Origin of the sequence: Mangrovitalea sediminis, from assembly GCF_002514725.1 — a bacterium.
In the GTDB taxonomy this organism is placed as follows: Bacteria; Pseudomonadota; Gammaproteobacteria; order Pseudomonadales; family Oleiphilaceae; genus Mangrovitalea; species Mangrovitalea sediminis.
This window is the reverse complement of record NZ_NTLB01000006.1, coordinates 325,945-350,095: the sequence shown is the minus strand read 5'-3', so window position 1 is coordinate 350,095 and position 24,151 is coordinate 325,945. Positions and strand designations below refer to the sequence as shown.

The window sequence follows — 24,151 nt, the reverse complement described above, 5'->3', positions numbered from 1 at the left end:
TCGGTCTTTATTCGAAGAGATTTTGGGGTTCATGTTCAATACCAGTGAAGTCGTCTTACGCAATCGAAGCCGCTTAGCCGGCAACCTGCTCGTGTTGGGGCCGCCACAGGACAGCCTGCTGAGCGATCTTGGCGCTCAAGGTGTCGCACTGAGCGAGCATTTCGGCACCTCGCGTATGTTGCCTCGGCCTGCGGGTATGGACGTGGTGTTTGGCTGCGACCTGGCGGAACGCCCCGAGGCCCGTTTCGAGCAGGTGCTGGTGTTTATGCCCAAGGCCAAGCAGGAACTGGCCATGCGCCTGGCCCTGGCGACCAGTGTTATCGCACCGAACGGCACGGTGTTCCTGGTCGGCGAGAAGCGTGAAGGTATTGCCGGGGGCGCGCGACTATTGGCCGCGCAGGGTGAGGCCATGAAGCTCGATATGGCGCGCCATTGCCAATTCTGGAGCTTGCGTCCCACCCAGCCGGGAACCCCGTTCCGCCTTGAGGATTGGTTGCGGCGGTTTGACATATCGGTTAGCGAAACGACGGTGTCGGTGGCAGCGTTGCCGGGTGTATTCAGTGAGGGACGCCTGGACGATGGGACCCGTTGCCTGCTGGAGACGTTTGACTCGCCGCCCACGGGGCGTCGTGTCCTGGATTTTGCCTGTGGTGCAGGTATCGTCGGCGCCTGGCTGACGAAGCGGTTTGACACGCTTGCAGTCGACTATGTGGATGTGCAGGCTCAGGCACTGGCCTGTACGCGGCAGACGCTCTCCTGGAACGGTGTGAGCGGACAAGTCTGGCCTAGCGATGGCTTATCCGGTGTGAGCGGCCGTTACGATACCATCGTGACCAATCCTCCTTTTCACAGCGGTGTGAAGACAGACCTTTCTGCGACAGAGGGATTCTTGCGGGCTGCTGCCCGGCACCTGGTTCCCGGTGGCGAGTTGCGTTTGGTGGCCAACAGCTTCCTGCCATATCGTCCCCTGATCGAAGCTCATATCGGGCCGGTTGAGATCCTTACAGAGAATCGTCGCTTTACCGTCTACCGCGCAAGAACCCGCCGGTAGTCCGGTGACCGTTTCCTCAAATCGGAACCATGACACTATGGCTGAGCGTGTCCGCATCGATGGCAAATGGCAGGTGACCGAACAGGTTGGCGCCCTGGATATATTGGCGGAGCGGACCGGGTTGCCCCGTCAGCGGATCAAGGATGCCATGGCGAAAGGGGCGGTCTGGCTGATACAGCGGGGGCGGCAGCGGCGACTGCGAAGGGTTCGTCACCTTTTGCAGGCTGGCGATAGCGTTGCCATCTATTACGACAGTCAGGTTCTTCAAGCCAGTGTTCCTGCGCCGGTACTGGTGGCGGACAGGGGGAATTTTTCCGTTTGGGACAAGCCCCCGGGAATGCTGTCCCAGGGCTCGCCTTATGGCGATCACCTGAGCTTGTTGCGCTGGCTGGAATCTGCGGGGTTCCCGAAACGGCAGCATTTTCTCGTGCATCGTCTCGATCGCGAAGCCAGCGGCGTAATGGTGGTGGCACATCAGCGTGGTGTGGCGGCGGACCTCTCTGCCCAGCTCCAGGCAAGAACCACGGAAAAGGGGTATCAGGTTGAAGTCCGTCTCGATGACGATCGGCGTTCACAGTTGGCCAGTGGCGAGGTCTGGACGTTGGATGCGCCATTGGACGGTAAAGCGGCCGTGACACGGGTGATGCTGGCACAACCTGCCGGGGACGGGTTGCCGGATTTGCTGGATATTCGCATCGAGACCGGACGCAAGCATCAGATTCGCCGCCACCTGGCTGGTGCCGGATATCCGGTGTTGGGCGATCCCCGTTATAGCAATGCCCAAACCCGGGCACCGGGATTGCGTTTGAGGGCGGTTTCGCTGGCTTTCCGGGCGCCGGGCGAGGGGGATGAACTTCGTTTTACCGTCGCCGGATTGCGCGATCAGGCGCCATTATAGCCCGGTGCCTGTTCCTGGGGATTGCGGTGCAGTCGTCGGTAATCGTCTTCCTGGTAATGGACATCCCACCAGCAGTGAGGGAGTTGTTCACCGGAGGGAAATGTCATGTCCTGCTTATTGAAATATTCGGGTTCGGGCAGTTCTTCGCCCCAGAGCAGTCGTCCCATGACCCGCGTCTCGGTAGGATCGGTCAAGGTACCGATATCGCTGATGTCAATCAGGTGACCGCTGTGGGCTTGTCTGAGTAACATGATGCGGCTCCTCCCGCTAGGCTTTCCGAACCGGCACATCCTGTTCGGAAGTGTTGAGTGGCTTGGCATTGTCGATACGACAACCTTGTAAAATCAATCTGCGCGTCTTGTCGGGCGCTGTCAATGGATCCATGACTGAGGCCAGCGTGTCGAAAAGGGTCTCCGGTTCCAGGAGTGGCAGGTGGTAGAGGCATCCATGCAACGTCATCGCAAAGATCGAATCTTCAACGGCGTTTCCGACCGTTTCCTGCGCAATATCTATGGCACGCGGAAAGGGGCTGTGCGGTTAGCACTGCTCTGGCGTGATTTTGAGGATATGCTGCCGGCGCTGGTGTCCGGTGAAACGCCGATGAGTGTGTTGGATCTTGGCGCCGGGGTGGGGCAGATCAGCTGTCGTCTGGCAGCGCTGGGGCATCAGCTCACGCTGGTTGAGCCAGCTCAGGAGATGCAGGCCCTGGCCCGTCGGTACTGGCAGGAACAGGGGCAGGATATCGACCGGGTGCGCTGGGTGACCGCGAGAGTGCAGGAGCTGCCGGACGGAATCCCGGCCGGCCAACTGGTCTTGGCCCACGCACTCCTGGAGTGGCTGGCGGACCCTTTTGCAGCACTGCCGGGCATTGCCGGCCAAGTTGCACCGGGAGGCTGGCTTTCCCTGATGTTCTACAACCGTCATGCCGCTGTCTGGTCAAACCTGATGCAAGGCAATCTGGAACGTGTTCGGCGCGGTTATCTGCGCGGACGCCGAAAAAGTCTGGCGCCGATCAGTCCCCTGGAGCCGCAAGCCGTCCATGCTGCGCTGGAAGACCTGGGTTTTGAGGTGGCCTGCTTCAGCGGCATTCGTATCTTTTCCGATTATATGGCCGATCCGGAACAGGCGTCTTTGAACGAGGTTATCGAGACGGAGGCCTTTCTTTCCCGCCAGGAGCCCTATCGCAGCCTGGCGCGCTACATCCACCTCCTGGCGCGAAAGCCCGCCCTTTAGACGTCGGTTAACCAACAGGCGTGGATGAGGGGGGCGCGTGTCGCACTGGGCCCGGCAAAGACAGGTCGAACCGGTCTCCGGGATTGGCGACCTGAAGACCCCTCTCTCGCATGACCGCAGCCTCCCGGCTGCTGTGGTAATGGTAGACGACCATGCGTCGCCGTTGTTCGTCCGTATATTCCCTCAGCAGATCCTCCAGCCCCGTGTGCGAAGGGTTTCCGGTCAGCGCGCAGTCATGGAAAATCCGTTCTCCCTGACTGGCATGGGCCACCACCTGCTCCGGAATCGGGCGGGTGTCGCCGGAATAAAAGAACTGGCCGGGGAGTGCCAACCCCCAGGCGGAACCTGGCAGATGGTGTCGGGTGGGGAAAACGCGAAAGCAGAGATCGTCGAGCCAGAAGCGGTCGCTGACGGGACAGAGTTGGAAGACGTCCCAGAAGTTACTGCCGCCTTCTGCAACCTGTCCGGGATAATCCGCCAGTCGAGATTGCAGGGCGGGTATCAACGGCGCAGGCACGAACAGCTTGGTCAGCGGATAATGGCCGCCGAACCGAAGGCGATAGAACAGCGCCTCCAGGCCACCCGCGTGGTCCAGGTGCAGGTGTGTCAGGAAAACAGCGGGAGGCGGGCGGCCGTAGGCTTCCTCGAACCCCGAGGGAACGGTGAAACCGCAATCGATGAGCAGCAGGGGCGACTGCGCCTGTTCCAGCACCAGGCTGGCATTACCCAAGGCATTGGCGCCAGCGCTGCCAACACCCAGAAAATGAACCGATAGCGCCATAAGCGGTCGTTATTCCTTATCGTTCCCGGCCTGGATAGGGTCCTGTTTTGACATGACAGGGCAATGACGAGCTGTCTGTATCGGCGAAAGCCCCGTGCCCAGAGGGATTTTCCGGGATAGTCCCGGCTTTCTCAAGCGGCTGTCACCGAACTGTCGTCAAGCCGTCACGTTGGCGTCACCCCCTGGCGCAACCATGGACCTGCCAGTTCATGGGAGGGTGCACATGTATAGCTACCGCAGCGTGTTCATATCCGATGTGCATCTGGGCTCTCCGGATTGTCAGGCGGATTATCTGCTGGATTTCCTGGAGCATGTCCAGTGTCAGAAACTCTATCTCGTGGGTGACATTCTCGATCTTATCGCGATGCAGCGGAAGATGCGTTTCCCGCCGAGTCACCAGGCGGTTATCGCCAAGCTTGTGGCGCTTGCCAATAGCGGGACTGAGGTGGTCTACGTACCCGGCAATCACGACGTCGAGATGCGTAATTTCTGTGGCCAGTCGCTGGCCGGTATCGAAGTGCGCAGCACCGCTATTCACGAGAATGCCGATGGTCGCCGGTTCGTCGTCTGTCACGGCGATCAGTTCGATCAGGTCGTGCGCTACAGCCCGTTGTTGCTGTTGGTGGGCGAACGGGCCCATGAATTCCTGTTATGGCTCAATCGCGGCTGTCATGCCTGGCGGCGGATGCGTGGCAAACCCTATTGGTCCCTGGCCGCCTGGCTGAAACAGCGGATTGGGAAGGCTCAGGCCTTTATCCGCCGCTTCGAGCAGGCGGCACTGACGGCGGCCGAACGGGACCATCGCGACGGCTTCATCTGCGGCCATATCCATGTGGCCGGCTTTCGTCAGGGGCGCAACGGCCTCTATTGCAACGATGGTGACTGGGTGGAGCATTGCACCGCGTTGACCGAGGGGTTCGATGGTTCCCTTGAGATCCTGCACTGGTCCGAGAATCCCTGTGTTGTGGCCCGTGAACCCAAACCTGCCCGCCAGGGCAGTGGGGTGCCAGAGACGCCGCCGCTGGGAGTTGCCGTCTGACGGGAAGCAGTCTGCGCGCTGAAAGCGGCCGGTCTCAGGTGAGTGGATTGGCCGCGGAAACACCTGCCCGGTAATCCTTCAATTGCTGCCGCATTGTCAGGCGGGCTTCACGGCGCATGTCCGCCTCTTCGAAACGGCGTCTCTGCACATCGGTCTCCGGTATCACGTGAGGGACATTCACCGGGTGCCCGAATTCGTCCAATGCCAAAAAGGTGACGTAGGCGGAGACGATATGGCGCTCCTCGCCGGTGTAGCTGTTCTCGGCGACAACCTTGACCCCGATCTCCACGGACGATCCCCAGGCCCGGTTCAGGGCGACGCGAAAAATCGATGTATCGTTTTCCTTTGCTGGGGTCATCGTGACTGTCTCTGAGCGCCGATGATTTAATTTCGTAGGAATCTTGCAAAAAATTAATGCTGGGTTATAAAAAAATGAAGGACTGTTCGATTTTGCCGGGTTCAGTCGGCACCGAAGGTCTGATCCTTCCTAAAGTTGGCGAAATAATACTAAACGTTTTGTACAAATCCTGAATTCGAAGGGGGCTTGATGCGTATCCGAGCAGGGCACCATGGCATGGTGTTCCGGCAGTCTTTTGCCGCAGTTTTTTCCATCCTATTGGCGAGCGGCGTTGCCGCCCAAACAGCCCCGAATGCAGGACAGTTGCTCCAACAACAGCCGAAACCTCCCGGCACGGCGCCCGCTGAACCTCAGCAGATCCAACCGGCCACACCTGAGTCGCCCCAGACTCCGCAGGGACCCACGATCCTCGTCAAGGGGTTTCGGGTCGAGGGGGCTGTCCTGGTCCCGGCATCTGAACTGCAGAACGTGCTGAAAGGTGCGATCGGCCACAAGCTTACCCTGAACCAGCTGCGTGCTCTGACCTATGTCATCACGAACTATTATGTCAGCAAAGGCTATATCGCACGCGTGATCCTGCCGCCGCAAGAGATTAAAGATGGCATCGTGCTTATCCGGGTCATCGAAGGCAAGCGGGGAAGTATAAAGATTGACCAGAAAGGCACGCGTATCGATGACGCGCGTGTAAAAGGCTTTATCGATCACCGCTTGCCAAAAGGGGCGCCGTTCAACCTTCCCCAGTTGGGGGAGGCGCTGAGCATCCTGAACGAGCAACCAGGCGTTAAGGTGAAGACCTCACTCGCGCCTGGCAGTGAAGAGGCGGAGATCAACCTGGACGTGCTGGCGATTGATCAGCCGTTGTTCAGTTATGGCGTGGGTGTGAACAACGAGGGCTCCTATGCGACGGGGCGTTTGCAGGCGAACGGTAGCATCCGGTTGAACAACCCCACCGGGCATTTCGATGCTGCGTCGCTGCTCGTCAACAAATCGCAGGGCAGTAACTATGTGCGGGCTGACTACGGCCTGGCGGTAGGCAATCGCGGTTTGCGCCTCGGTGTCAACGCGTCCTACCTGGATTATCACCTGATCACGTCGGCATTTTCCGCACTGGACTCCAAAGGGACCGCCAACACGGAGGGGCTCTCAGCGAGCTATCCCCTGGCACGACGTGTCGGCTTTAACCTGAGCCTCACCGGGAACTACAACGACCAGAAACTGGTGGAACGCACGATTGCCGGGGAAACCAGCAATCTTCGTGATCGCGCCTTCAACCTCGGCCTTTCCGGCTACACCGTAACGCCCCGCCTGGGTGGTGGGGTGCTGAGTTTTGGTGCGAACGTCTTCGCGGGTAACAGCGACGAGACAAATGCCACGGCACGAGCCACCGATACTGCGACGCGCCAGGCACAGGGCGCCTTCTACAAGCTGACCTATAACTTCGGCTGGTTGAGCAGCCTGCCTTATGACTGGAACCTCAATGCCACGCTGCATGGCCAGTTCGCCGGCGATAACCTCGACTCCGCCCAGCAGATATCCCTTGGCGGCCCCTATGGCGTCCGCGCCTACCCGGTAGGCGAAGCGACCGGCGATGAAGGCTGGCTCTTCAATCTCGATGTGAGCCGGTCGCTGGGGCAGGCCCTGACCGGTCACCTGTTCTATGACGCCGGTGGTATTCGGTTGAACCACAGCCTGTGGTCGACCTGGAATGCGTCCAATTCCGGACAGCCGAATAACTATACCTTGAGTGGTGCCGGAGCAGGTATGGACTGGCGTATAGCTCGTTCCTGCCTCTTGACGGGCAGTATCGCCTCTCCGCTGGGTTCCAACCCTGGAGCGGACAGCAATCATCATAACGTCGACGGTAGTGGCAACAGTGTGCGTGTCTGGGTAGCCCTAAACGCCCAGTTCTGAATCGAAACGCCCAGTGATCTCACACTAAAAGCATTGAAGTCTTCGGGAGCAGTAACATGAATAAGGTCTATCGCATTGTCTGGAGCAACGCTCGCCAGGCCTACACTGTGGCATCTGAACATGCGGTTGCCCATGGCAAAACTGCAAACACCGTAAAGCGCGTCGCGGGCGTTGTAGTGGGTGCTGTTATGGCGCAATCCGTCCTGGCTGCCCCGGCGCCGGGTGCCTTGCCGACGGGGGGGCAGGTTGTGGCCGGTCAGGCGGCGATTACGCAGTCCGGTAATGCCATGACGATCCAGCAAGGCAGCAATAAGGCCATCATCAACTGGAATTCGTTCAACGTTGGCAGCCAGGCCAGTGTCAAATTCCAGCAGCCTTCCAGCAGTGCGGTGGCACTCAACCGCGTCACCGGCAGTGATCCGTCGGCGATCTACGGCTCGCTGTCGGCCAATGGCCAGGTGTTTCTGGTTAACCCGAACGGCGTATTGTTTGCGCCGGGGGCGCAGGTCAATGTCGGCGGTCTGATTGCGTCCACGTTGAACATTCGCGATAAGGATTTCCTCGACGGCAACAATCGCTTTACCCGGGACGGCACCAGCGCCGGTGTCATCAACCAGGGAAGCATCAATGCGAAGTACGTGGCCATGCTGGCGCCGGAGGTCCGCAATGACGGCGTGATCGAGGCGAACATGGGTACGGTCGCGATGGCGGCGGGTGACGCGGTCACGCTCAACCTTACCGGCAATCAGTTGATCGACGTACAGGTGGACAAGGCGAGTATCAACACCCTGGTCGAGAACCGGCATCTGGTCAAAGCCGATGGCGGCAAGGTGATCATGTCCGCCCGGTCCGCGGACCAGTTGCTGGGGCAGGTGGTGAACAGCGGTGCCATCGAGGCGCAGGGCATCGTGAATGATGGCGGCACCGTGCGCCTCCTGGCGAGCAGCTCGGTGAATGATAGCGGCAGCATCAACGTGGATGCCGGTGCGAACGGCAAGGGCGGCACGGCCAGCCTGATCTCTGATTTGTCGAACAGCGCGAGCCAGACCGTGATCAGCGGCAGCATCAGTGCGCAGGGCGGCAGCCAGTCGGGCGATGGCGGCTTTGTCGAGACCAGCGGCACACACCTTGCCATTACTGACTCGGCCAGTGTCCGTACCGGTGCGTCGAATGGACAGAGCGGCCAGTGGCTGCTCGACCCCTATGACTTCACGATCGCGGCCAGCGGCGGCGATATGACGGGAGCAGCCCTGGCGACAGCCCTGGGCGCCGGGAATGTCACCATTCAGACCTCCAGCGGCAGCGTATCCTGTACCGGTGCCACCTGCGGTAGCGGCACTTCCTCGGGGAATGGCGATATCTTCGTCAACGACACCGTGAGCTGGAGTGCGGCCAATACGCTCACCCTCAATGCCTGGCGTAACATCGACATCAATTCCGCGATCAGTGTGCCGGCAGGCGGCGGGCTGGCACTGAAGTATGCGCAGAGCAATACCACCGCGAATACCCCGGCAGGGGACTATTTTGTGGATGCGCCGGTCAATCTGACGGCCACCTCCACCTTTACGACCCAGAAGGCCACTGACGGCACGCTGATCAACTACACCGTGTTGACCGATCAGACCGGACTTCAGGGCATGACGCTTGAGGACACGACGGTGCATTACGTTCTCGGCAACAATGTGACCGCCAGTGGGAGCTGGACACCGATTGGTGGGGCGACGGATCCTACTAACATCAACAGCCCAAATTACGGCTTTAGGGGAACGTTCGACGGTCTGGGCCATGTGGTCAATAAGATCAATATATCGTCAACAACCCTGGAATATCTGGGGATGTTCGGGAACATCGGTCCCTCTGGCCTTGTGCAGAACATTGGCATCACCAATGCCAGCGTCACCGGCACGCGCTATGTCGGTGCTTTGGCCGGAGACAACCAGGGTACGGTCAATCATGTTTACTCGACGGGGACGGTCACCGGCACCACCGCAACGTCGACGGCTATTACTGCCATCGGCGGCTTGGTCGGACAAAACGACGGCATCATTCAGCGTAGCCGCTCCTCCGCCACCGTAACCGGCACCAACGATACGGCCGGTAATACCTATAACGGGGGGGGGATCGATGGCGGTATTGGCGGCCTGGTCGGTATCCAGATGGCTGGCAGTACCACTGACAGCTACGCCACGGGTGCTGTCAGCGGTATTCAGGATGTGGGGGGGCTAATCGGTTATGCCGACGGTTCCGGTACCCTGAACACGAGCTATGCAGCGGGCAGTGTTACGCTGGCTTCGGGTGGGCACAACGCCGGTGGTCTGATCGGCGCCACAACGCCCGGACTGACCGGCGCCGGGAATTTCTGGGATACCACCACGAGTGGCCAGTCGACCAGCGCCGGCACGATCGCGACGGGCATGACGACGGCCAACATGCAGACGGCTGCGAACTTCACCAGCGCCACCACCGCCAACGGCAATGCCAATCCGAACTGGAATACGGCCTTTTGGACCCTCTCAAATGGCAGCTATCCCAGCCTGACGTTCTCAGCCGCCACGGCCTCGATTAACATCACACTGGCCTATGTCAACACCAGCCGCACCTACGGGGACACGTCTGCGCCCAGCCTGAGTGCGGGAAGTTGGACGATCACCAGTGGAAGCCTGGAGTCCGGGGATTCCCTGGGGGCGGGAAGCTGGGGTAGTGCGCTGACCAGTTATCTGGATGCGGGTACCTACTACTACGATACGACGGCCAACCTGTTGACCCCGTCCCTCAACCTGGCCACCGGCCATAGCTTGAGCGATTACACCATCACCCTGGCGCACAACAGCCTGACGGTGAACAAGCGGGCGCTCTCTGCCACCGTGTCCAAGACTTACGATGGGACCACGGGGCTGGGCAATGGAACGGTGACGCTGTCCAATCTGGCCGGCAATCAAACCCTCACCTACAGCGGCCTTACGCTCAGTAGCGCCCACGTCGCCACGGCCAATAAGACGGCCACGCTGACCCTGGGTGACGGTACCAATGGCGGCAAGGCCAGTAACTACGTGCTGCCGACCGCCAATACCACGGTGACCATCAACCCCAAAGCGCTGACGATGAGTGGGCTGACGGTGCCGGCCAGCAAGGTGTATGACGGGACAACGTTGGCGGTGGTCGGTGGAACACCGGTGCTGCTGGCGGCGGAGGCCGTCGGCTCCGGCACCGCTGGGGATGGCAAGCCGTTCTCGGGCGATGTCGTGAACTTCACCGGGACGGCGACGGGCACCTACAACAGCCAGGATGTGGCGACAGCCAAGACGGTCACGTTCGGCGGTTTGAAGCTGGATAACAGCGATTACGCGCTAACCATGCAGGGCAATGCCGCTGCCACGATTACCCCCAAACCGGTTACCCTGTCGCCTCCGGCGGCGCTCACTAAAACGTACGATGGCTCAACGGCATATACCGGGGACATCAATTATGCTTCCCTGACATCGGCTTTGGGCGTGACTGGAGATAGCGTCACGGGTATCACGTTGACCTACAAGACGCCGGATGCCGGCACGGGTATACAGGTCTCCGCTTCGAACGCGGATATTACGCGCAATGGGGTTGATATTGGCGGTAACTACAAAGTGAAGTATGGGACGACGAATGATGGAGTGATAAGGAAACCCTTGACCGCGGCCGATATCGTAGTTTATTTGCTCGATCACGGTAATGAACAGAAGTCTGACGCGACTAAGCAGATCGACGACTATCTTGCAGAAGATGAGGTTAAAAACTTCGAATCGTATAAAAGTTGTTTGGGGATGGCGTGTCTTACTGCCAATTTAGAGGGCGTTGTTGCAAGTTATGTAATGTACTTTCAGACCGTCAGTGCTGATACGCTGTCTTCAACCTCCTACGACTCTTATTACCGCGCGTTCAATGGTCTCTTGAGCGAATTTCATGTCGCGCCGGTGACTAAAGATGCATTTACATTTTTTTCTAACATAGCCATATTGCGCAACAAGATAAAATCCTCTCAATAATGAACATCGACCACATGCTGTGGGGCTTACCGTCACTTGGGGCAGCCTGTATCTGAATGAGTGGCAGCTTTTCAGCTACTGGCAGGCCCTCTGACATTGCAGGAGAGTGACCATGTTCGGTCTGGGTAAGAAACTGGAAATGCCGTCACCGGATCAGGCATTACCGGGACGGGAACAGGCGTTGCCGGTCACCAACCGGCATTACGTGAGCGGTGCTCCGATCCTGCCGCCGTTTCCTCAGGGGAGCGAGGAGTTGGTGGTGGGAATGGGGTGTTTCTGGGGGGCGGAACGCTGCTTCTGGACACTCGGCGGCGTGATAACCACAGCGGTGGGTTACGCCGGTGGTTATACGCCGAACCCGACCTATGAAGAAGTCTGCTCAGGAATGACCGGCCATACGGAAGTGGTTCGGGTCATTTACGACCCGCAGAAGATCTCCCTCGAACATGTGCTGCAGGTGTTCTGGGAATCCCACGATCCCACCCAGGGCATGCGTCAGGGCAATGATCGCGGGACCCAGTACCGTTCTGCCGTCTATGTCGACAGCCCGGCTAAACTCAAACAGGTACTGGCCAGCCGGGAGCGTTATCAGGCGGCATTGACTGCCGCCGGTCGGGATAGCATCACAACGGAAATCCGCGAAGCCGGTCCCTTCTATTATGCCGAGGATTATCACCAGCAGTATCTGGCGAAGAACCCCAACGGCTACTGCGGCCTGGGCGGCACCGGTATCCGCTGCCCCGGCTAGCGGATGGCGTCGCCGACCCTGACGATCTTGAGGCCGTTGGTACCGCCCTGGGCATTGACATAGTCACCCTTGGTGATGAGGACCAGATCCCCATCCTGGACAATGCCGTTTTGCTTGAGGATTTCGACAGCGCCGGCGTTAATTGCCTCGTTGGGCAGGGCTTGCGCATCGAACGGGATGGTCTGCACGCCGCGGTACATGGCGACCCGGTTCTGGGTACTGTGATGGCGCGAGAACGCGAAGATCGGCACGGACGATTTGATGCGTGACATGATCAGTGGCGTGGCGCCGGACTCGGTCATGCTGATGATGGCCCGTACCCCTTCCAGATGGTTCGCCGCATACATGGCCGAGAGCGCGATCGCTTCGTCGATGCGTTGCATCGTCAGGTTGATGCGGTGTCCGGATTGCTGAATGGACGGATTCTTCTCCGCGCCGAGACAGATCCGCGCCATGGCGCTGATTGCTTCCACCGGGTATTCGCCCACCGCGGTTTCCGCTGACAGCATAACGGCATCGGTATAGTCCAGCACGGCATTGGCGACATCGGACACTTCCGCCCGTGTCGGCATGGGGTTGTGGATCATCGACTCCATCATCTGGGTGGCAGTGATGACGGCACGGTTCAGGCGTCGTGCGCGGGCGATGATATGTTTCTGGACACCGACCAGTTCCGCGTCGCCGATTTCCACCGCCAGGTCGCCGCGGGCAACCATGACGGTGTCCGACGCTTCGATGACCGCATCCAGGCGCGCTTCGTCGTGAACCAGGTCAGCCCGCTCGATCTTTGCGACGATATGGGCCTGACAGTTCACGGCAGTGAGAAGCTTTCGTGCCTCGTGGATATCTTCGGCATCGCGCACGAATGAAACGGCGACATAGTCGATGTCCATTTTTGCGATGGTCTGGATGTCGCGTTTGTCCTTCTCCGTTAAAGCCGGAGCCGACAGGCCACCGCCTTGCTTGTTGACCCCTTTATTGTTGGAAAGCACGCCGCCAATCAGGACTTCACAATGGATGCGGGTACCCTCGATGCGTTCCACCCGCATTTCGAGGCGGCCGTCGTCGAGGAGGAGGGTATCGCCGGGTTCGACGTCCTGATGCAGGTTTTTGTAGTCAATGCCCACGCCGGCTTCTGTTCCGCCGTCCTTTGGCCAGGCCGCATCGAGGAAAAAGGCCTGTCCCCGCTTGAGGATGATCTTGTTGTCGACAAAACGGGCAATACGTAGTTTGGGGCCCTGCAGGTCGGCCAGTATGGCCACAAAGCGGTCGTGCTTATGCGCCAGCTCACGAACCAGCTTGGCGCGCTCGACGTGATCTTCCGCGTCGCCGTGGGAAAAGTTCAGCCGGACAACGTTGACGCCGGCTTTGATAATGGCCTCCAGGGCCTCCGGCGACTCAGTGGCGGGTCCCAGTGTTGCCACGATTTTGGTACGTCTCAACATCATGTGCCTCGAACGAAGGGGTAAAGGAGAGTATCTGAATACGGGTGTCAGCATGCATCGCTTTGACAAGGATCGCCAGTAGCCATCTTGCTGATAGTCCGGTAACGTCATTGTCATTCATTGCGTATTCAGTTGTTTTCAGCAGACGTTTTTCGTGAGGGACCCTTGCATTGGGAAAGGTGACGGGATGACATCCGAAGAAGGGCATGTGGTGTTAGGGGTGGATCTGGATGGCGTCTGCGCTGATTTCTATCAGCGGATGCGTGAAATCACGGCGGAATGGTTTGAGGTCGATGTCGAGACCCTGCCGACCGAGGTCTCCTTCGGCCTGACGGAGTGGGGGGTGAGGGATCCGAGCGTCTATGAAAGCATCCACCGTTTTGCCGTCACGCAACGAGCCTTGTTCGAGACGGTGCCGATGATCCCGGGGGCACGGAAATACCTCCGGCGACTGTCGGAAGAGGGCTATCGCATTCGCATCATCACCCACCGGCTGTTTATCAGCTACCTGCATGAAAAGGCGGTCCGGCAGACCATCAACTGGCTCGATATGAATGGCATTCCCTACTGGGACCTGTGCTTCATGAAGGAAAAGGATCAGGTCGGCGCCGATGTCTATATCGAGGACAGCCCGACCAACGTGCGTCGCCTGCGGGAGACCGGGCATTACACCATCTGTTTTGCCAATAGCACCAATCGTGATATCGCGGCCCCGCGGGCTGAGACCTGGGCTGATGTATATGAACTGGTGCGGCGCCAGTTTCCGCTTAAGACCCAGGCACAATAGCGGGTTGCTGGACGGCGCGCTAAAGTCTTCGTTTGCTAACCACTTTTCTTAACCCGTTTTTCCGTTCGTCTGATGAGAGGATCTTCCATGAAGCTAAAAGACAAGGTGGCTATCGTTACCGGTGCTGCCAGTGGTATCGGCAAGGAAATCGCGATGACATATGCCCGGGAAGGCGCCAAGGTTGCTATCGCGGACCTGAACTTGGAAGCCGCTCAGGCGACAGCTGCAGAAATCGAGGCAAAACATGGCCGTGCTATCGGTGTTGCCATGGATGTGACCGATGAGGATGCGGTTAATCGGGGTGTCGAACAGGTGGTTTCCGAGTTGGGTGGCGTGGATATCCTGGTCAGTAATGCGGGTATTCAGATCGTGCATCCGGTGGAGGAGTTTGCCTATGCCGACTGGAAAAAAATGCTGGCCATTCACCTTGATGGTGCCTTCCTGACCACCAAGGCCTGTCTGCCGCATATGTACAAGGCCGGTGGCGGCAGCGTGATCTATATGGGCTCTGTGCACTCCAAGGAGGCTTCGCTCCTGAAGGCGCCGTATGTGACGGCTAAACACGGTCTGCTCGGTCTGGCCAAAGTCGTCGCGAAAGAAGGCGCCAAGCACGGGGTCCGGGCCAACGTCATCTGTCCTGGCTTCGTACGTACGCCGTTGGTGGACAAGCAAATCCCGGAGCAGGCGCAGACCTTGGGCATTTCTGAAGAGGAAGTGATCCGCAATGTGATGCTCAAGGAAACCGTGGATGGCGAATTTACGACCATCGAGGATGTGGCCGAAGTGGCACTGCTGTTTGCCTCCTTCCCATCCAATGCGTTGACCGGCCAGTCGATGGTGGTCAGCCACGGCTGGTTTATGCAGTAATACTGTTCATGCCTCTGCCTGCGCAGGCCGTTGTCTCGACAGCGCCTGCGCATCTGTTCACAATGCCGGTCATCGTCTCTTCATTGGCATTGAATGGAACTCCATGAATCCCTCCTCCATGCTTTCTCTGCAGCATATGACCTTTTGCCGACCGGGCCGACTCGGTGAGCTGGATGCCATCCATGTCGACCATCCGGCCTTTACGGCAACAGTGTTGTTGCAAGGTGCGCAACTGGTTTTCTTTGCCCCCCGTGGACAGTCGAACTGGTTGTGGGTGAGTGGGGAGGAGCGCTATCTACGCGGGAAATCGGTGCGTGGCGGTGTTCCTGTCTGCTGGCCCTGGTTCGGAGCGGTCGAGCGCAACCCAGAGGCGGTCCGCCGACAGATCCGGACGGATCTCGCCCATGGCTTCGTCCGCACGGGGAACTGGACGCTGACGGGGATCGAGGAGCGGGTCGATGCCGTGTCGATGACCTTGTCGCTGGAGACCGACAGCGCTGCCAAGCGTCTCTGGTTGGGCCGTGCGCGTGCTGACCTGCACTTTCGGTTCACCGGGCGGGATGTTTCACTGACGTTGGTGAGCCAGAACCAGGGCGCCGAGCCACTGTCGCTGACGGCGGCGTTGCACAGCTATTTCCCGACCGACGATATTGGCAGCGTCACCCTGCATGGGTTTGAAGATGCCGAATACGTAGACACCCTGGCTGGCTGGCGGCGCTGCCGACAGACCGGAGCGGTACGATTCAGTGGCGAGACTGACCGTATTTACTTTGCCGACCGCACATTGCGGCTACGGACACCGGGCAGGACCTATATTCTGGAGCCCTCCGGAAGTGGCAGTGCCATTGTCTGGAATCCCTGGGTCGAGAAAGCGCGCCGCCTTTCCCATTTCGGGGATGCGGAATGGCAGCGCATGTTCTGTGTGGAAACCGCCAATGCCCTGGACGACAGTGTGACCCTGGCGCCCGGGCAATCGCACAGTTTGGGGTGTCGGCTCAGCCTGTCCTGAGACTTCAGGTCTGGTGGCCGCTCCGACGGGGCAGTACCGCAACGATCACGGCCCCGGTCAGGATCAGCGCTCCCAGTATGCCGATGGCCGTCATCGTTTCACCTAACACGACCCAGGCCAGGATAGCGGCGAACAGGGGTTCCAGGGTGACGATGATGCTCGACAGCGTGGCCGTTGTGGTCCGCATCCCCTGAAAGAAACAGACATAACTCAGGCAGGTGGGTATCAGGCCGATATAAAGCACCATCAGCCAGTCACGTAGTCCGAGTGTGCTCATCCCATCGAGGTTGCCTGTCGAGTAGGCAATCGGGAACACCATCAAGGCACCTACCAGGAAGCAGATAAAGGCCGCCTGGAAGGGGGCAAATACGCCCGCCGTATGTCGGCTGGTCAGGGTGAAACTGGCATAGATCACGGCGGCGAGTGTCGCGACACCCAGTCCCAGCAGCCAACCGTCCATCGGGTGCATGCCGCGCTCCATCGCCAGCATGGCGGTACCGGCAATGGCAGCCACCAGTGCGATCAGGGTGCTGCGGGTCAGTCGTTCTTTCAACAGGGGCACGGCCAGGATGGCCACTACGACGGGGGCCAGGCAGAGGGCAATCAATGTGGCGACGCCGGCGCCCGCCAGCTTGACTGCACCGAGATAGGCCATTTGATAGCCACCCTGCGTCAATCCCAACAGCAGCAACCAGCGTTTGTGTCCTTGATGTCTGAGCGGCAGCCGGTGTTCGCCCCGCCAATAGGAAAGCAGCAGGAAACAGGGGCAGGCGATCACCAACCTGAGCAGGGCAAGCCCCATGGGATGGAGTGACGAATGGGCAAACAGTAGCCGGGCGACGACACCCGTTGTCCCCCACAGCATAGCTGCGCAGGCGATGAGAAGAGCACCCTGTAATTCGGGAGCCATCTGAAAACGCGTTTTCATGGTGAATCCTTATATCCGGTCGTTGGGCATATCACGAGGTGCCGGGCATAAGGAGAACGCGCTACCTGAAAGGCATCAGGCAACGAAAGTGCACGTTATCCGCACCGGCTTAGTGAGCGACCGGCGGCGGAGTGCTGGAGGATAAGGTCGGAGAATAATGTCTGCTCATGGCCGCATCATATCGGCAAAAGGACAGGCAGGTAAACCCTCGTGCATCGCTTCGACAGGGGCAGGCTGGAAGTTCTTCGTTGAGTGCTCTTGTGCCCCGTTGATTGCCCATTCTTCAGAGCATGGCAGCGATGGGGGTCAGGCGGCCTCTTCTCCGGAAGGCGACTCCAGTCGTTTTGCATAGCGTCTGGCAATCAGGGGGCCGATGAGGATCTGCAGCTGGTTGTAGCACATGATGGGGAGAACGATGAGACCGAGGGCCGGGTTGCCGGCGAAGAGTACCTTGGCCATGGGTAGGCCGGAAGCCAGGCTCTTTTTCGAGCCGCAGAAGACCGCGGCGATTTCGTCGCCCTTTGTGAAATGCAGACGCCGGCTCAGCCAGCTCGTTGTCGCCAGAACCAGCCCCAGAACCAGCCCGCAGAATACAATGGTCCCGACAATCAGTTGCGTAGGCAGGTCATGCCAAACGCCTTCCCGCATCGACTCGGCAAAGGCGACGTAGACCACCATCAGTATCACCACCTGGTCGGTCAGCCGTTTGATGACGGGCGTTTTATCCAGCAGGTCCGCCAGTAAGGGCCGGCATAGCTGCCCTACAGCGAAGGGGAGCAGCAGTTCGAGAACGATCCGCTTTAGCGCCGTCGCGATATCGAAACTTTGCTGCCCCGCGGTATGGGCGAGGAGGGCGAGCAGGAACGGCGTCAGCATAAGCCCAAACAGGTTGGACAGTGCTGCGCTGCAGATGGCCGCAGGCACATTGCCCCGGCCCATGGCCGTGAAGGCAATCGAGGAGGATACCGCGGAAGGGAGAACCGACAGGTAGATGATGCCCAGCCGCAAGGGTTCGGGCAGCCACCCCCCTGCCAGGTGAGCGAGGGGCACCAGCAGGATGGGGAAGCCGATAAAGGTAATGCTGAAGATGAACAGGTGAAGGCGCCATTGCGTCATGCCGCGAATAACCGCCTGCCGGGGCAGGGCGGCGCCATGCACAAAGAACAGGATGGTGATGCCGATGCTGGACAAGGGGTTCAGGAGTGCAAGCACCGGGGCGCCGGGCGGCCATACGCTGGCCAGCCCAATTGCCGCCAGGAGCAGTACCGTGAAGGTGTCGAGTTGTTTCAGCATGAACTTACCGATTCAGGAACCATAGGATCAGCGACAGGACGGCGCTGACCAGCAGCATGGTCGTCACGGGGAAATAGAAGGCCATATTCTGCTTTTTGATCACGATGTCGCCGGGCAGGTGCCCCAGCGGCAATTTGCTGATCCAGGGCCAAAGCAGGCCTGCCAGGACGATCAGCAACCCTATTACGATGAGAAGGCGTGACATGGCGACCCTCGGGAAAATGGACTGTCTGTTGCGATCAACGTCGCCAGTATAAGAAGCGACGGCTATCCGTACAAAACCGTCGTTTACAGGTAACCGAGAGGCAGCTCGGTACTGTCGATGATCCTGCGCATGACAAAACTAGAGTGAACGCCGCTGACACCCGGGATGCGGGTGATCTTGTTCAGCAGGAACTCCTGATAATGCTCCATGTCCGGCACCACGACTTTCAGCATGTAGTCCGCGTCCTGGCCGGTGACAAGGTAGCACTCCTGCACTTCGGGATAGCTGCGTACCAGCTCGTCGAACCGCTCGAACCGTTCCGGTGTGTGGCGGTCCATGCCAATCTGGATGATCGCGATTAGCGACAGGCCCAGTTTCTTGGGGTCTAGGAGGGTGACCCGGCGCTGAATGATACCCGCGTCCTCCAGGGCCTTGACGCGTCGTGAACAAGGCGAGGCCGACAAGCCGACTCTTTCTGCCAGCTCCTGGTTGGACAGGCCGCCATCCCGCTGAAGTTGCTCCAGGATACGGCGATCCGTTCGATCGATATTGACCAGTTTTTCTTTCATGTCGCAATTATTTTTCAATAAAAGATGGTTTGTTGGTAAGTTCTGCCAAGTATTCGCGATTTTAGCCTGAATTTGCAAACACTTTGCGCGCGACCATGGATACACTGTTCAGGTATTGGGATACCCGTGACCGCACTATCTGCAGCGCTCACGTAGCCGGATCGCCCACGAAGCGACAATGGCGGGTAACAGGTCACAAGCCCGTTCCTGATGTCTTCTGTACCCGGGAAGTGGCGGCGCCGGCGAGGGCCGCCCGATCAATTTATGGAATTACCTTTCGGCAACGAGGCCATCGCTATGAGTTTTGATCATCGCAAGTACCGTCCCTTCTCACCCATCGGCAAACGCGATCGCCGCTGGCCGGATCAGGTTATCGAAAAGGCACCGCTATGGTGTGCCGTTGACCTGCGCGATGGCAATCAGGCCCTGGTCAAGCCGATGAATGTCGACCAGAAGCAGCAGATGTTCGATCTGCTGGTGAAACTGGGATTCAAGGAAATCGAAATCGGTTTTCCGGCCGCCAGTCAGCCCGATTTCGATTTTTGCCGCCGCCTGATCGAGGAAGGCCGTATTCCGGACGATGTCCGTGTTCAGGTTCTCACGCAGGCGCGCCCGGAACTGATCGAGCGGACCTTCGAGGCGCTGAAAGGGGCCAAGCAGGCTATTGTGCACCTGTATAACTCGACCTCCACGGTTCAGCGGCAGCAGGTTTTCAAGCTGGATAAGGCGGGTATTCGCGATATTGCGGTACGTGGAGCGGAACTGGTCAAGGCGCTGGCCACGAAGGAGCCAGGCGTAGAGTGGACCTTCCAGTATTCTCCCGAAAGTTTTACCGGGACGGAATTGGATTATGCCGTCGAAGTCATCGACGCGGTCAACGCTGTCTGGCAACCGCAGAACGGGCAGCGAGTCATCATCAATCTGCCGGCGACGGTTGAGATGGCGACACCCAATGTCTTTGCGGACCAGGTCGAGTGGGTCTGCGACCACATGCAGCACCGGGCGCACATTGAAATTAGCGTTCACACCCACAACGACCGGGGTTGTGGTGTCGCGGCTGCGGAACTGGCGGTGATGGCTGGCGCGGATCGGGTTGAAGGAACCCTGCTGGGTAATGGCGAGCGGACCGGCAACATGGACCTCGTTACAATGGCCATGAACCTGTATTCCCAGGGTATTGACCCAGAACTGGATCTTTCCGGAATGGCGGAGATCACCGATGTGGTCGAGCGTTGTACGGAGATCAGCACTCATCCTCGCCACCCTTATGCCGGCGACCTGGTCTTTACCGCTTTTTCCGGCAGCCATCAGGATGCGATCCGGAAATGCCTGGCACAATACCGTCCCGGCGATGCCTGGCAGGTCGCCTATTTGCCGATCGATCCGGCGGACCTGGGACGCCGCTACGAAGAAGTGGTACGGATCAACAGTCAGTCGGGCAAGGGCGGTGTGGCCCATGTGCTGGAACGGGATTACAAAATCAGCCTGCCGCGCTGGTTACAGATCGAATTCAGCAAGGTGGTCCAGCAGGAGGCCGAGCAGACGGGTGGCGAAATCAACTCGTTGGAGATTCATCGCCTGTTCGAGCAGCACTATCTGGCGGTGCCTCAGGGATGGCGTCTGAAGTCCTATGATCTGCATCGGACTGATGAGGGTGTGCAGGCTCAGGCTGAATTTGGTGAGGGTGCCAGCATCTCGGCGGTTCGCGGTCAGGGGCAGGGGGCGGTGGAGGCCTTGGCCGAGGCGCTCGAACGTCGCCAGGGCATTACCTTGTCGGTTGATGCCTATGAAGAGTTTGCGCTAGGTGAAGGCACCAATGCCAATGCACTCGCCTGTATCCGGCTGAAGATCGGTGGACGCTCATTTACGGCAGGTGCCTTGGCCGAGGATACGACGTCGGCGACCCTTCAGGCGTTGCTGTCAGCGGTTGGTCGCCATGCGGCGTTGGCGCCGGCCCGCACGCAGAGCATCGTGGAAAGCGCGGTGGGTTAACTCCGGTTTCTCCACCAACGAAAAACGGCGCCCTGGGGCGCCGTTTTCTATTGGGGCAGCAATCAGCTCTGATAAGGTCCAACCGGTAGTACGGTGCGCTCGAAGGATTCGTTGATCACTTCGGCGGCAGAGAGGTAGCCTGCCAGTATTGCTGTCAGCATGCCAACGTAACCGCCCGCATGAGTCAGTGCCGGCGAACTCATCCAGATGCCCAGGGCCAGGAGCAGGAAGGTGATCCACAAGGCCAGGAAGATCAATTGCAGGGCGCGGTTTTTACGGAAGGTTGCGATCCACATGTAGAAGGTGAATACGCCCCAAACGAAGAGATACCAGGCAATGAAACTTCCGGGTACTTTGGCGGCAAAGAAGTGCACAAAGAGCGCGAAACTCCACCAGAAAGCCCCGTAACTGATGAAAGCCACGGTGCCGAAGGTGTTACCGGTAGGATATTCCATGATGCCTGCAATCATCTGGGCTGTTCCACCGAAGGCAAAGGCCATGGCGAGAACCAGTCCGATCGCGTCACCGGAGAACCAGCCCGCATTATGCATGCTGAGGAGCCAGGTTGTTGAGGCGAAGCCTATCAATCCTAGCGGGGCCGGGTTAGCGAGTTTGTTGGAAGTCATAGATGTGCCTCTCTGTCGACTGTTACTGTTTGTTTTTATAAAGCGTCGTTCGAGGTGCAGAGCGAGAATGGAGATAAGCGGGGATTCCCTCGTCGGACCATGTCACCTCGATCTACACTTGCAGTTTTGATGAGGTCCCAAACGCTGGCAATGCGACTTTGGTGTAGGTGGATTCGGTTATGCCTGTCGTAAAAGGGGTGGGAGTGTCCGTATTTGCTGGGGCTGGAGAATCATTGGATTACGAGCGAAAGGTGAGGTGCATAGTATGGATATTGAACTTCCAAAGCCTGTTCTGACAGGGACACTCAGTCTGGAGGAGGCCCTGATGGCCCGTCGCTCGGTCCGTCATTATGCGTCTGACCCTCTGACTCTGGAGCAATTGACTCAGTTACTGTGGGCGGCGCAGGGTGAGACAAGCGGGGATGGGCGGCGGGCAGCGCCGTCTGCGCACGCGCTTTACCCACTGAAGTTGCAGGTTCTGGCGACACGCGTGGATGGACTTGACGCAGGTGCTTACGGTGTGACGCCTGGAGTACAGGGGCTTCAGCTGCTCCACCGCGGTGACGATTATCAGTCTGAACTACAGCGCGCCTGTCTCGATGATCAGCCCTGGGTTGGCGAGGCAGCCGCCGTCATTGTGATTCTGGCGGATGCAGAGCGTATGCGTCGCCATTTCGCCGAACAGCCGCCGCATAACCGCAAAGGTGAGCGTTACCTGTATCAGGAGCTGGGCGCGTTGGCGCAGAACGTCTATCTGCAGTCCGTCTCGCTGAGGCTGGGAACGGTTCTGGTGGGGGGCATCGACGAAGTTGCTGCGTCCAGAGCGCTCGAGATCGAGGCACCCTGGCAGGTGGTTGCGGTGATGCCTGTTGGGTTGGCGCCAGCCCGTGCAGCGGTCCCGAAATGATCTTGCGTTGTTAAGCTTCGCGCTTCGCTTGGCTGACCGGGTTAAGGCGGGGTGTTGCCGGTACCCGGGGCCGTCGACTCCACGACCGACGTCACGGTTCCCTGGCCCAGGCGCGTCTGGATTCGCTCTCCTGGCGCCACCTCGTCATGATGGCGGACCACGGCATGATGGTCGCTGGAAACAATGGCGTAGCCTCGGCCAAGTGTGGCAAGGGGGCTGACGACATGGAGCGTCTGCGCAGCCAGTTGCAGTCGTTGGCCGGTGCGTTCCAGGCGGCTTTGCATAACCCTTTCGAGTCGCTGTTGCAGCTGAATCACTTTTTCATTGGCGGTATCTACCCGGCGAGCCGGAGACTGGTTACCCAGGCGCAAGTCGACTTGGGTCAGATGCCGTTGTTCCTGTTGCAGGCGCGTCGTGATTCCCTGCTGCAGCCGCATCTCCAGTTCATCGAGTCGTTGCGCCCGTTCCTGCAGCTGTTGTCGTGGATCCCGCAGGCGCTGTCGCATTTGCTCGACCCGTTGCTGGCGTTCTCTGAGTTGACGCAGCAATAGGGTGTAGAGACGCTCCTCGGTTCGCGTCAGACTGTCCAGCCAGTCCTGGCGGTTGGGGGAAGCCTTTTCCGCCGCGGCTGACGGCGTTGGCGCGCGCAGGTCGGCGACAAAATCGGCAATGGTGAAGTCCACTTCGTGGCCAACAGCGCTGATCACCGGGATGCGACTGTCATAGATTGCGCGGGCGACGATTTCCTCATTGAAAGGCCAGAGATCTTCCAGGGAGCCGCCGCCGCGTCCCACGATGAGGACGTCGCAGTCGGACTGTGTGTTGGCCAGTGCTATGGCTGCGGCGATGTCGCCTGCAGCAGCCTTGCCTTGCACAGCGGTCGGAAAGAGCGTGACGGGGATGGACGGAAAGCGGCGGGCGAGTACCGTCAATATGTCATGGATCGCTGCGCCGGTGGGCGACGTGACAACGCCTATGTGGTTGGGCACGGCCGGGATCGGGCGTTTGCGTGCCGTGGCAAACAGGCCTTCGGCTTCCAGTTTGCGTTTGAGTTCCTCAAATGCCCGTTGCAGGGCGCCGAGACCGGCCGGCTCGATGTCATCGACGAGGAGTTGGTAGTCGCCACGTCCCTCGTAGAGACTGACCTTGGCCCGGATAAGGATCTGGTCGCCTTCGCGCGGGATGCTGCGAACCGACTGGTTTCGCCCGCGGAACATGGCGCACCGGACCTGTGCCTTTGCATCTTTCAGCGTGAAGTACCAGTGCCCCGAGCTTGGACGAGAAAAACTGGACAGCTCACCTTCCACGTAAACCTGAAGGAAACTCACTTCCAGTAGGTGGCGGACCTGATGGTTGAGTTCAGACACACTCAGGGCGTGACGATGACTCATGTTGGGCGAAGGCATGGGTGAGGGTCCTGGCAAAATTCTGCTAATGCATGTGCTTGTAGGTACTAATACTTGTAAGTAAGTACTGGTGCCGGCG

General features: G+C 59.1%; 22 protein-coding genes. 12 read left to right on the top strand and 10 right to left on the bottom strand.

Features of this window, described 5'->3' with window-relative positions; all coding sequences use genetic code 11:
- Positions 1-31 precede the first annotated feature (31 nt).
- Positions 32-1,051 (top strand): class I SAM-dependent methyltransferase, encoded by a 1,020-nt coding sequence (locus tag CLR77_RS16690; protein WP_097461820.1) that lies wholly within the window; start codon positions 32-34, stop codon positions 1,049-1,051.
- A 37-nt stretch (positions 1,052-1,088) separates the two neighbouring features.
- Positions 1,089-1,949, top strand: coding sequence for an RluA family pseudouridine synthase (locus CLR77_RS16685; RefSeq protein ID WP_097461819.1), 861 nt, complete (start codon positions 1,089-1,091; stop codon positions 1,947-1,949).
- Here the strand turns inward: CLR77_RS16685 and CLR77_RS16680 are convergent.
- The gene (locus tag CLR77_RS16680) at positions 1,934-2,200 is read right to left on the bottom strand and encodes an acetyltransferase (protein ID WP_097461818.1); all 267 of its coding nucleotides are present in this window, start codon (positions 2,198-2,200) and stop codon (positions 1,934-1,936) included. The two genes, CLR77_RS16685 and CLR77_RS16680, sit on opposite strands and share 16 nt — an antisense overlap.
- Positions 2,201-2,381: 181 nt before the next feature.
- Between CLR77_RS16680 and CLR77_RS16670 the strand changes: the two genes are divergently transcribed.
- Complete coding sequence (locus tag CLR77_RS16670; protein ID WP_143269433.1) at positions 2,382-3,182, top strand: methyltransferase domain-containing protein; 801 nt, start codon at positions 2,382-2,384, stop codon at positions 3,180-3,182.
- Positions 3,183-3,189: 7 nt separating this feature from the next.
- Here CLR77_RS16670 and CLR77_RS16665 read toward each other — a convergent pair whose 3' ends face one another.
- Positions 3,190-3,963 carry an MBL fold metallo-hydrolase gene (locus CLR77_RS16665; protein WP_097461815.1) on the bottom strand — a complete coding sequence of 258 codons (774 nt, stop codon included), beginning with the start codon at positions 3,961-3,963 and terminating at the stop codon, positions 3,190-3,192.
- Between the two features lie 223 nt (positions 3,964-4,186).
- On the opposite strand from CLR77_RS16665, the gene CLR77_RS16660 reads away from it, so the two are divergent.
- Positions 4,187-5,002, top strand: coding sequence for a UDP-2,3-diacylglucosamine diphosphatase (locus tag CLR77_RS16660; protein WP_097461814.1), 816 nt, complete (start codon positions 4,187-4,189; stop codon positions 5,000-5,002).
- A gap of 34 nt (positions 5,003-5,036) precedes the next feature.
- On the opposite strand, the gene CLR77_RS16655 is transcribed toward CLR77_RS16660, so the two are convergent.
- Entirely contained in the window at positions 5,037-5,360 is a 324-nt protein-coding gene (locus CLR77_RS16655) for an acyl-CoA thioesterase (protein ID WP_097461813.1), read from the bottom strand.
- A 189-nt stretch (positions 5,361-5,549) separates the two neighbouring features.
- On the opposite strand from CLR77_RS16655, the gene CLR77_RS16650 reads away from it, so the two are divergent.
- The 3 genes from CLR77_RS16650 to msrA all read left to right on the top strand — a co-directional run bounded on the left by CLR77_RS16650 (position 5,550) and on the right by msrA (position 12,038).
- Positions 5,550-7,271 carry a ShlB/FhaC/HecB family hemolysin secretion/activation protein gene (locus CLR77_RS16650; RefSeq protein ID WP_097461812.1) on the top strand — a complete coding sequence of 574 codons (1,722 nt, stop codon included), beginning with the start codon at positions 5,550-5,552 and terminating at the stop codon, positions 7,269-7,271.
- A gap of 56 nt (positions 7,272-7,327) precedes the next feature.
- The gene (locus CLR77_RS16645) at positions 7,328-11,290 is read left to right on the top strand and encodes a two-partner secretion domain-containing protein (RefSeq protein ID WP_097461811.1); all 3,963 of its coding nucleotides are present in this window, start codon (positions 7,328-7,330) and stop codon (positions 11,288-11,290) included.
- 112 nt (positions 11,291-11,402) lie between these two features.
- A complete protein-coding gene (gene msrA, locus CLR77_RS16640; protein ID WP_198962800.1) occupies positions 11,403-12,038 on the top strand; it encodes a peptide-methionine (S)-S-oxide reductase MsrA in 636 nt (211 codons plus the stop codon).
- Here msrA and pyk read toward each other — a convergent pair.
- The gene (gene pyk, locus CLR77_RS16635) at positions 12,035-13,483 is read right to left on the bottom strand and encodes a pyruvate kinase (RefSeq protein WP_097461809.1); all 1,449 of its coding nucleotides are present in this window, start codon (positions 13,481-13,483) and stop codon (positions 12,035-12,037) included. The genes msrA and pyk overlap by 4 nt on opposite strands.
- Before the next feature lie 187 nt (positions 13,484-13,670).
- Between pyk and CLR77_RS16630 the strand changes: the two genes are divergently transcribed.
- From CLR77_RS16630 to CLR77_RS16620, 3 genes are all read left to right on the top strand, one after another.
- Positions 13,671-14,270 carry a 5' nucleotidase, NT5C type gene (locus CLR77_RS16630; RefSeq protein WP_097461808.1) on the top strand — a complete coding sequence of 200 codons (600 nt, stop codon included), beginning with the start codon at positions 13,671-13,673 and terminating at the stop codon, positions 14,268-14,270.
- A gap of 87 nt (positions 14,271-14,357) precedes the next feature.
- Positions 14,358-15,137, top strand: coding sequence for a 3-hydroxybutyrate dehydrogenase (locus CLR77_RS16625; protein ID WP_097461807.1), 780 nt, complete (start codon positions 14,358-14,360; stop codon positions 15,135-15,137).
- A gap of 103 nt (positions 15,138-15,240) precedes the next feature.
- Positions 15,241-16,146, top strand: coding sequence for a D-hexose-6-phosphate mutarotase (locus CLR77_RS16620; RefSeq protein WP_097461806.1), 906 nt, complete (start codon positions 15,241-15,243; stop codon positions 16,144-16,146).
- Between the two features lie 4 nt (positions 16,147-16,150).
- Here the strand turns inward: CLR77_RS16620 and CLR77_RS16615 are convergent, their stop codons facing one another.
- From CLR77_RS16615 to CLR77_RS16600, 4 genes are all read right to left on the bottom strand, one after another.
- Positions 16,151-17,074: a DMT family transporter gene (locus tag CLR77_RS16615; RefSeq protein WP_227519963.1), complete on the bottom strand. Its 924-nt coding sequence runs from the start codon at positions 17,072-17,074 to the stop codon at positions 16,151-16,153.
- 306 nt (positions 17,075-17,380) lie between these two features.
- A complete protein-coding gene (locus tag CLR77_RS16610) occupies positions 17,381-18,367 on the bottom strand; it encodes a bile acid:sodium symporter family protein (RefSeq protein ID WP_097461805.1) in 987 nt (328 codons plus the stop codon).
- Between the two features lie 4 nt (positions 18,368-18,371).
- Positions 18,372-18,572 (bottom strand): DUF2905 domain-containing protein, encoded by a 201-nt coding sequence (locus tag CLR77_RS16605; RefSeq protein WP_097461804.1) that lies wholly within the window; start codon positions 18,570-18,572, stop codon positions 18,372-18,374.
- Positions 18,573-18,655: 83 nt separating this feature from the next.
- On the bottom strand, positions 18,656-19,141 hold the full coding sequence (locus tag CLR77_RS16600; RefSeq protein ID WP_097461803.1) for an Lrp/AsnC family transcriptional regulator: 486 nt from the start codon (positions 19,139-19,141) through the stop codon (positions 18,656-18,658).
- 297 nt (positions 19,142-19,438) lie between these two features.
- Here CLR77_RS16600 and leuA point away from each other — a divergent pair, with 297 nt between their 5' ends.
- The gene (leuA, locus tag CLR77_RS16595; RefSeq protein ID WP_097461924.1) at positions 19,439-21,133 is read left to right on the top strand and encodes a 2-isopropylmalate synthase; all 1,695 of its coding nucleotides are present in this window, start codon (positions 19,439-19,441) and stop codon (positions 21,131-21,133) included.
- A gap of 62 nt (positions 21,134-21,195) precedes the next feature.
- Here the strand turns inward: leuA and CLR77_RS16590 are convergent, their stop codons facing one another.
- Complete coding sequence (locus CLR77_RS16590) at positions 21,196-21,759, bottom strand: acetate uptake transporter (RefSeq protein WP_097461802.1); 564 nt, start codon at positions 21,757-21,759, stop codon at positions 21,196-21,198.
- Positions 21,760-22,024: 265 nt separating this feature from the next.
- Here CLR77_RS16590 and CLR77_RS16585 point away from each other — a divergent pair, with 265 nt between their 5' ends.
- Positions 22,025-22,666, top strand: coding sequence for a SagB/ThcOx family dehydrogenase (locus tag CLR77_RS16585; protein ID WP_097461801.1), 642 nt, complete (start codon positions 22,025-22,027; stop codon positions 22,664-22,666).
- A 41-nt stretch (positions 22,667-22,707) separates the two neighbouring features.
- On the opposite strand, the gene xseA is transcribed toward CLR77_RS16585, so the two are convergent.
- Complete coding sequence (gene xseA / locus CLR77_RS16580) at positions 22,708-24,072, bottom strand: exodeoxyribonuclease VII large subunit (protein ID WP_097461800.1); 1,365 nt, start codon at positions 24,070-24,072, stop codon at positions 22,708-22,710.
- Between the last annotated feature and the right edge of the window lie 79 nt (positions 24,073-24,151).

What these genes read in the sequence shown, in the direction of transcription:
- CLR77_RS16690 (WP_097461820.1), top strand. Translation starts at nt 32, where the DNA reads ATGTTCAATACCAGTGAAGTCGTCTTACGCAATCGAAGCCGCTTAGCC.
- CLR77_RS16685 (WP_097461819.1), top strand. Translation starts at nt 1,089, where the DNA reads ATGGCTGAGCGTGTCCGCATCGATGGCAAATGGCAGGTGACCGAACAG.
- CLR77_RS16680 (WP_097461818.1), bottom strand. Translation starts at nt 2,200, where the DNA reads ATGTTACTCAGACAAGCCCACAGCGGTCACCTGATTGACATCAGCGAT.
- CLR77_RS16665 (WP_097461815.1), bottom strand. Translation starts at nt 3,963, where the DNA reads ATGGCGCTATCGGTTCATTTTCTGGGTGTTGGCAGCGCTGGCGCCAAT.
- CLR77_RS16660 (WP_097461814.1), top strand. Translation starts at nt 4,187, where the DNA reads ATGTATAGCTACCGCAGCGTGTTCATATCCGATGTGCATCTGGGCTCT.
- CLR77_RS16655 (WP_097461813.1), bottom strand. Translation starts at nt 5,360, where the DNA reads ATGACCCCAGCAAAGGAAAACGATACATCGATTTTTCGCGTCGCCCTG.
- CLR77_RS16650 (WP_097461812.1), top strand. Translation starts at nt 5,550, where the DNA reads ATGCGTATCCGAGCAGGGCACCATGGCATGGTGTTCCGGCAGTCTTTT.
- CLR77_RS16645 (WP_097461811.1), top strand. Translation starts at nt 7,328, where the DNA reads ATGAATAAGGTCTATCGCATTGTCTGGAGCAACGCTCGCCAGGCCTAC.
- msrA (WP_198962800.1), top strand. Translation starts at nt 11,403, where the DNA reads ATGTTCGGTCTGGGTAAGAAACTGGAAATGCCGTCACCGGATCAGGCA.
- pyk (WP_097461809.1), bottom strand. Translation starts at nt 13,483, where the DNA reads ATGTTGAGACGTACCAAAATCGTGGCAACACTGGGACCCGCCACTGAG.
- CLR77_RS16630 (WP_097461808.1), top strand. Translation starts at nt 13,671, where the DNA reads ATGACATCCGAAGAAGGGCATGTGGTGTTAGGGGTGGATCTGGATGGC.
- CLR77_RS16625 (WP_097461807.1), top strand. Translation starts at nt 14,358, where the DNA reads ATGAAGCTAAAAGACAAGGTGGCTATCGTTACCGGTGCTGCCAGTGGT.
- CLR77_RS16620 (WP_097461806.1), top strand. Translation starts at nt 15,241, where the DNA reads ATGAATCCCTCCTCCATGCTTTCTCTGCAGCATATGACCTTTTGCCGA.
- CLR77_RS16615 (WP_227519963.1), bottom strand. Translation starts at nt 17,074, where the DNA reads ATGAAAACGCGTTTTCAGATGGCTCCCGAATTACAGGGTGCTCTTCTC.
- CLR77_RS16610 (WP_097461805.1), bottom strand. Translation starts at nt 18,367, where the DNA reads ATGCTGAAACAACTCGACACCTTCACGGTACTGCTCCTGGCGGCAATT.
- CLR77_RS16605 (WP_097461804.1), bottom strand. Translation starts at nt 18,572, where the DNA reads ATGTCACGCCTTCTCATCGTAATAGGGTTGCTGATCGTCCTGGCAGGC.
- CLR77_RS16600 (WP_097461803.1), bottom strand. Translation starts at nt 19,141, where the DNA reads ATGAAAGAAAAACTGGTCAATATCGATCGAACGGATCGCCGTATCCTG.
- leuA (WP_097461924.1), top strand. Translation starts at nt 19,439, where the DNA reads ATGAGTTTTGATCATCGCAAGTACCGTCCCTTCTCACCCATCGGCAAA.
- CLR77_RS16590 (WP_097461802.1), bottom strand. Translation starts at nt 21,759, where the DNA reads ATGACTTCCAACAAACTCGCTAACCCGGCCCCGCTAGGATTGATAGGC.
- CLR77_RS16585 (WP_097461801.1), top strand. Translation starts at nt 22,025, where the DNA reads ATGGATATTGAACTTCCAAAGCCTGTTCTGACAGGGACACTCAGTCTG.
- xseA (WP_097461800.1), bottom strand. Translation starts at nt 24,072, where the DNA reads ATGCCTTCGCCCAACATGAGTCATCGTCACGCCCTGAGTGTGTCTGAA.